Raw genomic sequence first — 7,472 nt, 5'->3', positions numbered from 1 at the left:
CCGGCGCGCTGCAGGCGGGCAGCACGGACGCGGCCACGGCGCCTGCCAGGCCAGCCGTGAGCCGCGCGCGTCCTCGCGCAAACCCCATCGAACTTCCCTCCCGAGCACCGAGAGTAGTGCCTCAGCGCAGGACGCGCTGCGCGATCCAGGCGATGTCGTCGGCGGTCCGGGCCGGCTCGGCGGAAGGCTGCATGACGTGGCTGAGGACGAGCCGGACCACCATGTCGATGCTCGCCTCGAGACGCTCCGTCGACAGGCCGATGTCGTAGGACACCACCCGTTCCGCGACCACGAGCTTGGCCCCCTCGAGGAGGTACTCGGAGTGGGTGGTCAGCAGCGGCAGGAGCTCGGTGTCGGCGCCGTGCGTGGCCGAGACGACGGCGTGGAGCAGGGCGTTGTCCTGGGCGTAGGTCAGGACCCGGCGCGCGGAGGCACGGATCGCGGCGATCAGGTCGTCGGGGTTCTCGTCGAAGGACTGGGACACGCCGGCGAGGAACCGGTTGAGCTCGCGCAGGACCATCGCCTCGGCGAGGTCCTTCTTGGTGCCGATCTCGTTGTAGACGGTCTGTCGGCTGACGCCGACCTCGTCGGCGAGGCGGGCCATGGTGACCTTCGCCCAGCCCTGCTCGGTGGTGAGGCGTACGGCGGCGTCGACGAGTCGGTCGCGCAGGGTGCTGCCCGCCTCGGGAGACGCCTTGTCCCGCAACAGTGCGGCGAGCCCTGCGATGATCGCCATCCCTTGCCGTCCTGTCTGTGTGAGTGGGGCCGAGCCGGGGCCCGACCCCACTCGTGTCAGTGTGCTCAGCCCTCCAGCGTCAGTGCGAGCACCGGGCAGGCCTGCACAGCAGCGTAGACGTGTGCCCGGTCCTCCTCGGGAGGTGTGTCCTGGAGGACCTGGACCAGCTCCTCGTCCTCGTCCACCTCGAAGTAGTCGTTGGCCATCGCCTCGCACATGCCGAGGCCCTCGCACCGGTGGCGGTCGGCGACGATCCTCATGACCGCGCCTCTCCGGTGGTCGAGGAGAGGCCGCCGGCGCCCGTCTCCAGCCCCACCTTCTCCGGGTCGAACGGGATGAAGTCGATCTTGTCCCGGACACCGCAGTCGGGGCAGGTCCAGTCGTCGGGGATCTCGTTCCACGCCGTGCCGGCGGGGAAGCCCTCGTGCTCGTCGCCCGCCGCGACCTCGTAGGTGTAGCTGCAGCCCGGGCACTTCGCGGCGAGGACCTCGCCGTCGTACCTCTGTGCCCACACGTCCTCGGCGCTCACCTGGTGCTCCACGGGCGGCGGGAACCTGCGGAGGTACTTCTCCTCCTTGCCCGGCGCGATGTTGGCCAGGGTGACGTCGCCGTCGAGGTGCGCCACGACGCGATGGTCCATCACCTTGCGCCACAGCGGCGGCACCAGGGCCAGGGTGAGCATGCCGGCGTAGCCGGTGGGGAGTGCCGGGGACTCCTTGAAGTCGCGCAGCGTCTGGTAGCGCCGGGTGGGGTTGGCGTGGTGGTCGCTGTGGCGCTGCAGGTGGTAGAGGAAGACGTTGGTCACGATGTTGTTCGAGTTCCAGGAGTGCATCGGCAGGACCCGCTCGTACCGCTGCTTCTCGCCGACCTTCTGACGCTTCATGCCGTAGTGCTCGAGGTAGTTGATGATCTCCAGCAGGGAGAAGCCGAAGACGATGATCACCAGGCAGTACGGGATCACCTGCCAGCCGTAGATCGCGACGATGGCGCCGTACAGCACGACCGACATCAGCCAGGCGTTGAGCACGTCGTTGCCGAGGTGGAACGGGTGGGTGCCCTTGCGTTTGTAGCGCTTGGCCTCCACCTCCCACGCACTCTTGAGCGAGCCCGAGACGGTGCGCGGCCAGAACGCCCAGAAGGATTCACCCAGGCGGCTCGACGCGGGGTCCTCGGGGGTAGCGACCCGGACGTGGTGGCCACGGTTGTGCTCGATGTAGAAGTGGCCGTAGAAGGTCGGGGCCAGCGCGATCTTCGAGAGCCAGCGCTCGACCGACTCCTTCTTGTGGCCGAGCTCGTGGGCGGTGTTGATGCCGATGCCCATCACCCCGGCGACCGAGATCGTGAGGAAGAGCTTCTCCCACCAGGTCAGGTCGGAGCTGCCGTTCTCGGTCATCGGGCGGACCAGGTCCGCGCCGAACGTGTCGGCCACCCAGTTCGTGATGCCGAGGAGGTCGGTGAGCGCGGCGATCGGGTTGCCGTAGGCGAGCATGTGCATCACCGAGAACAGGATGAAGAACTGCAGCGGCAGGTAGGCGAAGATCACCCACCGGTAGTACCGGTCGTTCTCGAGCTGCTCGATCACGTCGTCCGGCGGGTTGGACGGGTCGACGCCGAATGCCAGGTCGAGGACCGGGATCAGCGCGTTGATCAGGATGGGTCCGACCAGCAGCCAGATCCACCAGTCGGTGTAGGCATAGCCGACCACCGCGAGGACGCCGAAGCCGGGCACGGCCAGGCCGAGCAGCCAGAGATAGCGCTTCTTGTCCTTCCACGTCTCCGTCGATCCCTCCGGGACCGTGTGGCCGTACGCGTCCGGGGTGGCCCCCGCGCTCGAGGTCGTCATCGATCTCCGCCTTCCGCTCACCTGTCGTTTGACAAGACGGTAGAACTTGTAAAGCGGTTTGACAAGACCTGTGCTGTTGTAAAGCGACGGTGGTCACATTCGCCGCGTGGTCGGAGGTTTCCTGGCACTTCTCGGCCGTTGCAATGGCCGGGAAGTGCAGGAATCACCGGTTAACCGGTGATTCCTGCATCCCCGTCCCCGCGGACGTGCTCACCGGGAGCCGCTCGAAGCCGCGGAGCACCCGGGTGCCGCGGCGCTCCGTGCGGCCGGCGATCCGGAGGCCCGGGTGCCGCTCGTACAGCGTGCGCAGGGCGACCGCCGCCTCCAGGCGGGCGAGGCTGGCGCCGAGACAGAAGTGGACACCGGCGGCGAACCCCAGATGGTCGGCCGCGTTGGTACGGGTGACGTCGAACCGCTCGGGGTCGGAGAACACGTCCGGGTCGCGGTTGGCACCGCCGAGGAAGACGAGCGCCGCCTCCCCCTGCGCCAGGTGGACGCCGGCGACCTCGACGTCGCGCAGCGCGGCGCGCATCGTCATCTGTACGGGCGACTGGTGGCGCAGCACCTCCTCGACGGCGTTCGGCCAGCCATCCGGGTTGTCCTGCAGCCAGCGCAGTTGGTCCGGGTGGCCGTCCAACAGTGCGACGGCGTTGCCGATCAGGTTGACCGTGGTCTCGAACCCCGCTCCGAGCACGAGGAGGCCGACCTGGTGCAGCTCGGTCCTGGTGAGCCGGTCGGTGCCCTCCAGCAGCAGGAGCTGGCTGAGCAGGTCCTCTCCCGGGTCGCGGGCGAGCCGCGAGACGTGGTCGGCGAACCACCGGTGCATGTCCCGGAGCGCGGCCTCGGCCCGCTGGTACTGCCGCCAGGTGAGGGCGGGGTCGAGCGTCACCGCCGCCTGGTTGCCGAGCTCGAGCAGCCGGCGGTGGTCCCGCTCGGGGACACCGAGCAGGTCGGCGATCACTGCGACCGGCAGCAACGACGCGTAGCGCTCCACGAGGTCGAAGTCCGCATCGCCCTCGAGAGCATCCAGCAGGGAGCCGGCGACGGACTCGACCCGGTCGGCCATCCGGCCGACCCTGCGGGCGGTGAACGCCCGCGCCACCTGCTTGCGCAGCCGGGTGTGGTGCGGCGGGTCGACCACCAGCATCGACGGCGGGTCGACCGGGCCGAGCGCGTCCGGATCGGCGATCCGGTCGTGCAGCCGCCGCAGCGGGCCCGGCAGCTCGGCGTGTCCGCCTCCGGTCCCGAACGCGTCACTGCGCAGGATCTCGTCACCGACGGCGTGCGTCGCGGTGCCGTGGATGAACCCATTGCCGACCAGGGGGCCCTGCGCACGCAGCAGGTCGTACGACGGGAACGGGTCGGCCGCCACCGCAGGATCGATCGAGAGGCGACTCAGCAGGTCGCCGCGCCGGGCGCTCCGCAGGATCAGTCGACGCTGGATCCCGTGGGCCAACGTCCAGGTCACGAACGACCGGGCGGCGTCAGGCGACCACACGATGCGCGGCCTCGTCGCCCTCGGAGTACCGCTCCAGCAGGCGGCGGACCCCGCGCGCCCGCTCCTCCAGGCGCCGGCGCTGCTCCTCGAGCACCTGCTCGGGCAGGTGGGTGTCGAGCTGGGCGTTCACGGCGAGCTGCCAGCGATACCGCAGCGCGGCCACCAGTCCGGCCCGGTCGCCGAAGAGCTCGGCGTACTCCTCGGTCCAGGGCAGCTCGAGCGACTGGCTGCTCGAGAGCTGCTCCTCGATGGTTCGAAGGGCCTTCCAGCGGCGGTGCGTCTCGTCCCATGTCATCGTGCTCACCGGCCTTCGCTCGGCTCGGGGGTGGCCGGTCGGCCTTCCCTGGACCACTGACGCTACGGACTCGCCGGGCCGCCGGCATCGGGCGGCGGGACGCACTCCGGCTCCTACCTGGGTAGGAGCGGGACGACCTCCCGGAGCGGGATGACCGCAGGCCCGCGTGTCCCTAGGGTGGGGAGCATGCTGCGCGAGAGCCTCTACTTGGTGCGCGAGCGCATCGAGGACTCCCTCGCGCGCCGCCAGATGATCTACCCGTGGTGGGTGCCGGTCACCTGCTTCGTCGGACAGGTCGTCTGCGTGGTCCTCGCCCTCGGGATGCGCGAGGCCCTGTCGCCGGCGCACCTGCTCGCCCTCACCCTGCCGCTCGTCCTCGTCGCGCCGTTCGTCCAGATCGGCCTGGGGCGCTGGCTCCCGTGGTACCTCGACTCCCTCGGCGCGGTGGTCGCCGCCGGCATGCTCCTGGCCAGTCCGGCGGTCCCCGAGTTGCGGCCGATGGACGCAGCGCCCGCACTGCTGATGTTCGCGACCGCCACGACGACCGCCCGCGACGGCATCCGTGAGGGCGGTGCGGTCGGAGTGGTCTCCGCGGCCCTGATCGCCATCGCGGCGTGGCAGTGGCAGCTGACCGGCGCGGGCCTGCACGCCCTCACCGTCCTGCTGGGGTTCGTGGTCGGCGCCATGCTGCTGTGGCAGATGCGGGCGCTCACCGCGGAGCGGGACGCGCGGGAGCGGGCCTGGGACCGAGCGACCACCGCCGAGCGGGAGCGGATCGCCCGCGAGATCCATGACCTGGTCGCGCACTCGCTCAGCGTCTCCCTGCTCCACGTCACCGGCGCCCGTCACGCGCTGCACGACGTCCGTGACGCCGGGTGCGAGTCGGAGGTCGCCGAGGCGGTCGCCGAGGTCGACGCCGCACTGGCCGACGCCGAGCTGGTCGGCCGCCGGGCGATGACGGACATCCGTCGCACCGTCAGTGCGATGGCCGACGGCGCGAGCGTTCGACAGCCCCTGCCGGGCGCGACCGACATCGCCGGCCTGGTGCGGGAGATGGATGTCGCCGGCCTCCACGTGGAGTACGACGAGCAGGGCGATCCCGGCGTCCTCCCGGCTGCCAGCGGCCTGGGCCTCTACCGGATCGCGCAGGAGTCCCTGGCGAACGTCGCGCGGCACGGCGATCGCGGCACTGCCCGGATGCGGCTGCACGTGACCGCGAACGGTGCGCGGCTCGAGGTGCGCAACCCTCTGAGCGCAGCGCGGCCCCGGGGCGACGGCCTCGGCTCCGGGCTCGCCGGCATGCAGGCGCGTGCGGCGCAGATGGGGGCGACCCTGGACGCCGGCCCCGAGGGCTCCGAATGGGTCGTGGACGCTCGGCTCGGTGACCAGCGTCCGGGAGACCGCAGGGACGGTCGGATCGAGCTGCCCTGCGGTCACCGCTTCGCTCTTCCCGGCGTCGCCGGTCTCACCGCCGCCCCAGCCACGCGCCCCCGCGGGGCGCGCCCGTGACCGCCGGTGCTGCCCCCGCACCCGTGCGGGTCCTCCTCGTCGACGACCAGGAGCTCGTGCGCTCGGGCCTCAGGCGGATCCTCCGGCGACGGGACGGGTTCGAGATCGTCGCCGAGTGCGGCGACGGCTCCGAGGTCCCGGCAGCGCTCGACAGCGACGGCGTCGACGTCGTCGTGATGGATCTGCGGATGCGGGAGGTCGACGGCATCACCGCGACCGGCCGGATCCTCGCGCGGCCGGACGGCCCTCCGGTGCTGGTGCTGACCACGTTCGACGACGACGAGATGCTCTCGGGCGCGCTGCGCGCGGGCGCCGCAGGCTTCCTGCTGAAGGACTCCTCCGCAGACGACCTGATCCGCGCCGTGCGCACGGTCGCGACCGGCGGCAGCTGGCTGGACCCGGCCGTGACCGGGCGCGTGTTGAGCCGGTTCCGGTCCTTTGCCCCGGCACCGGTGACCACCGATCCCGCGACCACGCAGCTGACCGCGCGGGAGCTCGAGGTGCTGCGGGCGATGGCGCTGGGCCGCAGCAACGGGGAGATCGCCGCCGAGCTGGTCATCTCCGAGCTCACCGTGAAGAGCCACGTCGGCCGGATCTTCACCAAGCTGAACCTCCGGGACCGGCCGGCGGCGATCGTCTACGCGTACGACCACGGACTGGTCAGCCCGGCGACCTCCTGAGTCCCTGACGGCCAGGTGACCTCAGGGGGTCGCGTCGCCCGCGGCCTCCGCCGGGGTGTCACCGTTCGGTCCGGCGACGGCCCCCATTCCGGAGGCGGCCCGCTCCACGGATCGGTGGATGAGCGACTCGAGGTCCAACCCGGTCGTCGTCTTGAGCATCTGCAGGGTCTGGGTGACGTTGTCGGTCACTTGCCGGGGGAGCGCGCCGGCTCCGTCGCTGGAGAGGATCGTCAGCTGGTCGATGGCGCTGATCGGCGCGGCGACCTCCTTGGCGATCTGCGGCAGCACCTCGATCAGCATCTGCAGCACGGCGGCGTCGTTGTAGTGGGCGAACGCCTCGGCGCGCTTGTCCATCGCCTCGGCCTCGGCCTGGCCGACGGCGAGGGTCGCGGCCGCCTGTGCCTCACCCTCGGCACGGGTGGCGTCGGCCTCGGCGACCCGGACCACGCCGAACCCCTCGTTGGGGATGTCGGTGAGCACCCGTCCGACCTGGCCGACGCTGTCGGCGATCGAGACGGTTCCGTCGCTCGGCCCGTCCTTGACCAGACCGGTCAGCCACCACGCGAAGGACCCGACCGCTACGCCGGCAGCGCCACCGATGACCAGAGCGAGCGGCCACGGCAACCCGGCGCCGTCGGCGGCAGCGCCACCGAAGCCGAACGCGGAGACGAACCCGCCGATCACGGCGGTCGAGATCCAGTCGGCTTCGAGCGCGTCCAGCATCCCGTCCAGCAGGTCGCCCACCACCAGCGAGAGCAGCACGAGGACGATCCCGGCGATGCCGAGTGCGAGGAAGAACGTCACGGAGGCTCCGAGGGCCGGGGGCGGGAGGGCATCGTATCCAGCCGCGGGGATGGCGCCACCCCGATGTCCCTCAACCGGGGGTCGCGCGCTCCGGTTCCGGTGCGCGG

Annotated in this window: 8 protein-coding genes; 2 read left to right on the top strand and 6 right to left on the bottom strand. The window is 71.2% G+C overall.

The annotated features are described in order from the left end of the window. Positions 1–121: 121 nt before the first annotated feature. The 5 genes from E7Z54_RS20720 to E7Z54_RS20700 form a co-directional block, all read right to left on the bottom strand. Positions 122–736 carry a TetR/AcrR family transcriptional regulator gene (locus E7Z54_RS20720; protein ID WP_136436634.1) on the bottom strand — a complete coding sequence of 205 codons (615 nt, stop codon included), beginning with the start codon at positions 734–736 and terminating at the stop codon, positions 122–124. Positions 737–801: 65 nt separating this feature from the next. Beyond that, positions 802–996 (bottom strand): ferredoxin, encoded by a 195-nt coding sequence (locus E7Z54_RS20715; protein ID WP_136436633.1) that lies wholly within the window; start codon positions 994–996, stop codon positions 802–804. Continuing rightward, entirely contained in the window at positions 993–2,579 is a 1,587-nt protein-coding gene (locus E7Z54_RS20710; protein WP_136436632.1) for a fatty acid desaturase, read from the bottom strand. Before E7Z54_RS20710 ends, E7Z54_RS20715 begins: the two co-directional genes overlap by 4 nt. Positions 2,580–2,742: 163 nt before the next feature. Further along, positions 2,743–4,077 (bottom strand): cytochrome P450, encoded by a 1,335-nt coding sequence (locus E7Z54_RS20705; protein ID WP_206056436.1) that lies wholly within the window; start codon positions 4,075–4,077, stop codon positions 2,743–2,745. Next, the gene (locus tag E7Z54_RS20700; protein WP_136436630.1) at positions 4,064–4,381 is read right to left on the bottom strand and encodes a hypothetical protein; all 318 of its coding nucleotides are present in this window, start codon (positions 4,379–4,381) and stop codon (positions 4,064–4,066) included. The genes E7Z54_RS20705 and E7Z54_RS20700 overlap by 14 nt, the downstream gene beginning before the upstream one ends. Positions 4,382–4,558: 177 nt before the next feature. On the opposite strand from E7Z54_RS20700, the gene E7Z54_RS20695 reads away from it, so the two are divergent. Then, entirely contained in the window at positions 4,559–5,881 is a 1,323-nt protein-coding gene (locus E7Z54_RS20695) for a sensor histidine kinase (protein ID WP_136436629.1), read from the top strand. Next, entirely contained in the window at positions 5,878–6,561 is a 684-nt protein-coding gene (locus tag E7Z54_RS20690; RefSeq protein ID WP_136436628.1) for a response regulator transcription factor, read from the top strand. The genes E7Z54_RS20695 and E7Z54_RS20690 overlap by 4 nt, the downstream gene beginning before the upstream one ends. A 21-nt stretch (positions 6,562–6,582) precedes the next feature. Here E7Z54_RS20690 and E7Z54_RS20685 read toward each other — a convergent pair whose 3' ends face one another. Further along, on the bottom strand, positions 6,583–7,365 hold the full coding sequence (locus tag E7Z54_RS20685; protein ID WP_240769816.1) for a flotillin domain-containing protein: 783 nt from the start codon (positions 7,363–7,365) through the stop codon (positions 6,583–6,585). Positions 7,366–7,472 lie beyond the last annotated feature (107 nt).

Source organism: Nocardioides sp. (assembly GCF_004803405.1).
Lineage (GTDB): Bacteria > Actinomycetota > Actinomycetes > Propionibacteriales > Nocardioidaceae > Nocardioides > Nocardioides vastitatis.
The sequence above is the reverse complement of the archived record's forward strand: the minus strand, read 5'-3'. Positions and strand labels throughout refer to the sequence as shown.